The organism is Klebsiella sp. S69 (assembly GCF_016516145.1).
GTDB lineage: Bacteria > Pseudomonadota > Gammaproteobacteria > Enterobacterales > Enterobacteriaceae > Klebsiella > Klebsiella oxytoca.
In genome coordinates this window covers 1-2,916 of the sequence record NZ_JACVUU010000060.1, presented here as the reverse complement: position 1 = coordinate 2,916, position 2,916 = coordinate 1, and the positions used below count along the sequence as shown (strand labels likewise).

General features: G+C 49.6%; 2 protein-coding genes. Both read left to right on the top strand.

From position 1 onward, the window contains the following. Nucleotides 1–416: 416 nt before the first annotated feature. Entirely contained in the window at nucleotides 417–1,895 is a 1,479-nt protein-coding gene (locus tag IAE27_RS29135) for a SulP family inorganic anion transporter (protein WP_227685346.1), read from the top strand. A 17-nt stretch (nucleotides 1,896–1,912) separates the two neighbouring features. Further along, nucleotides 1,913–2,740: a universal stress protein gene (locus IAE27_RS29130; protein WP_200093409.1), complete on the top strand. Its 828-nt coding sequence runs from the start codon at nucleotides 1,913–1,915 to the stop codon at nucleotides 2,738–2,740. Nucleotides 2,741–2,916 lie beyond the last annotated feature (176 nt).

Genomic DNA, 2,916 nt, shown 5'->3' with positions numbered 1-2,916 from the left:
GACAAAGTTATCGGGCACTATCTGACGATAAATCATTACCAATAAATTGGATTCATCACCCAACAGCGGATATTATCAAAAGTAGAATTAATCAAGAAATGGCTTATGGCCCGTACAGAAGTTGATCTAGGTTTGACCTGTCTATGGTTGGTTTATAGTATTGTCGGCTTTGGATTGATTTGAGTTCAGGCCTTATGTCTCTCAGTTGTCTCTGGCAACTGACAGGCAATACACATCTTCTATGGAGAATCTGATAATCGTTATGCGTATTATGCCACCCTGAGTTTTACCTTCCTCTGTCGTACTGAGCGAACCTCAGAACACACTCATATAACATCCCGTCTGCGGATGTGTTTTACCGTACATAAAAATGCTGCCCTCAGGGGCTGACTGTATCTAAAAACTGAGAAATTACTATGTTGCTGTCCTCGACGCGTAAGGACTGGCTGGGTAACGTCCGTGGTGACGTTCTGGCCGGTATTGTTGTCGCGCTCGCACTCATTCCAGAAGCGATCGCCTTTTCCATTATCGCCGGTGTCGATCCCCAAGTGGGTCTCTATTCGGCTTTCTGTATTCCTCTCGTTATGGCCTTCTTTGGCGGGCGTCCGGCGATGATTTCTTCATCTACCGGTGCAATGGCGCTACTGATGGTGACGCTGGTGAAAGATCATGGCTTACAGTATTTACTGGCTGCTTCCATACTGACCGGGGTATTCCAGCTGATAGCCGGTTACCTGAAGCTCGGTGGATTGATGCGCTTTGTTTCACGCTCAGTGGTCACGGGGTTTGTTAATGCACTGGCAATACTGATTTTTATGGCCCAGTTACCTGAGCTGACCAACGTGACATGGCATGTTTATGCCATGACTGCGGCAGGACTGGGGGTCATATACCTCTTCCCTTATATCAACAAAACCATTCCTTCACCGCTTGTGTGCATCGTGGTGCTGACCGGCATTGCCATGTGGCTGCATCTGGATGTGCGAACCGTCGGCGATATGGGGAAACTTCCTGACAGCCTGCCGGTCTTCCTGCTTCCTGACGTGCCTTTAAATCTCCAGACGCTGCTAATCATCCTGCCATATTCTGCGGGACTTGCCGTGGTTGGCCTGCTTGAGTCGATGATGACCGCCACGATTGTGGATGACATGACCGACACGCCAAGCGACAAAAACCGGGAGTGCAAAGCTCAGGGTATCGCGAATATCTGCACATCCTTCATCGGAGGAATGGCTGGCTGCGCGATGATAGGGCAATCCGTTATCAACGTAAAATCCGGTGGCCGTGGACGGCTTTCAACCCTCACGGCGGGCGTGGTGCTGCTTTGCCTTATTGTATTCCTGCGCGACTGGGTGTCCCAAATCCCTATGGCAGCGCTTGTCGCGGTGATGATCATGGTTTCCATCGGGACATTCTCCTGGCGCTCCATTACAAACCTGCGTACACACCCCTTCTCGACCAGCGTGGTCATGCTTGCCACAGTCGCGGTTGTGGTGGCAACACATAATCTGGCCTTCGGAGTGCTGACCGGAGTACTGATAGCTTCGCTCAACTTTGCTACGAAAGTATCCCGATTCATGCGTGTAACCTCAATTCTGGAAGGGACGAGTCGAACGTATACCGTCACCGGCCAGATATTCTTTGCATCAGCAGACTGCTTTACCAGCCACTTTGATTTCCGTGAGGCGATTGAGAATATAACGATAGATGTTTCACACGCCCATTTCTGGGACATCACTTCGGTGAGTGCCCTGGACAAGGTGGTTATTAAGTTCCGCAGAGAGGGAGCTGAGGTTGATATATGTGGGATGAATGATGCCACCCGTACCATTGTTGACCGGTTCGGTGTGCATGATAAACCCGAAGAAGTTGATAAATTAATGGGAGGTCATTAATGTCCGAAAGTCATGAAATGAACAACACCGTTGTTGCCTGTGTGGATGGTTCGTCATCAACACAGGCAGTCTGCGGATATGCGGCCTGGGCTGCCTCCGCGCTGAAGATATCTGTGGCCCTGCTTCATGTCTTGGAAAAAAGTGACCAGCCTTTGGTTTCGGACCTGACAGGAACCATTGGCTTAGACAGTCGGGAGCATTTTACAGAAGAGCTGGTTCGTCTTGAGGGTGAACGTAACCGATTATTGATGGCGCAGGGTAAAGCCATCCTGAAAAACTGTGCTGAACTGCTGACAGAGGCGGGATTGCCGGCACCACAGCAATTACAAAAACATGGCATGCTGGACGGGATTTTGGCTGAACTGGGAGATACGCGTCTTATGGTGCTGGGGCGCCGCGGGGCATCCAATCCGGTCGGAAGTCATATTGAAAATGTTATTCGTCTGCAAAAAAATCCTGTGTTAATTGTACCTGAAACCTTCTCCGTCCCTTCACGCGTAATGTTCGCCTATGACGGAAGTGAGGCGAGTCTGGAAAATCTACGCCGACTTTCTGTAAGTCCATTGTTTTTGAACCTGACCTGCCACCTGGTGATGGTGAATGGAAAATCAGAATCGCTGGAGGCAGCACAGTCTTTGTTGCAAAAAACGGGCATAACCAGTCAGTCAAGTCTGCTTAAAGCCGATACCGTGACTCATGCACTGTACAGCTATGCCGAGGAAAACGAAATTGATCTTATGGTCATGGGGGCATATGGACATTCACGGCTACGCAGGTTCTTTATCGGCAGCAACACAACAGAGATGTTATCTGATAGCAGTCAGCCCCTGCTGATGCTCAGATAAAAACAGGCGGGTCCTGATTTCAGGATCTGCTTCTCGCACAACGCTGCCTGTCAACATGGTCAATCCCCCTTACCGTAGCCTGGCAGTACAAAAAACAACCTTAACGAATGGAAGGGACTTCCCCTGGCTCTGTCGCATTAAGAAGTCGTCAGATAACATGCTGTTTTTTTCGATGT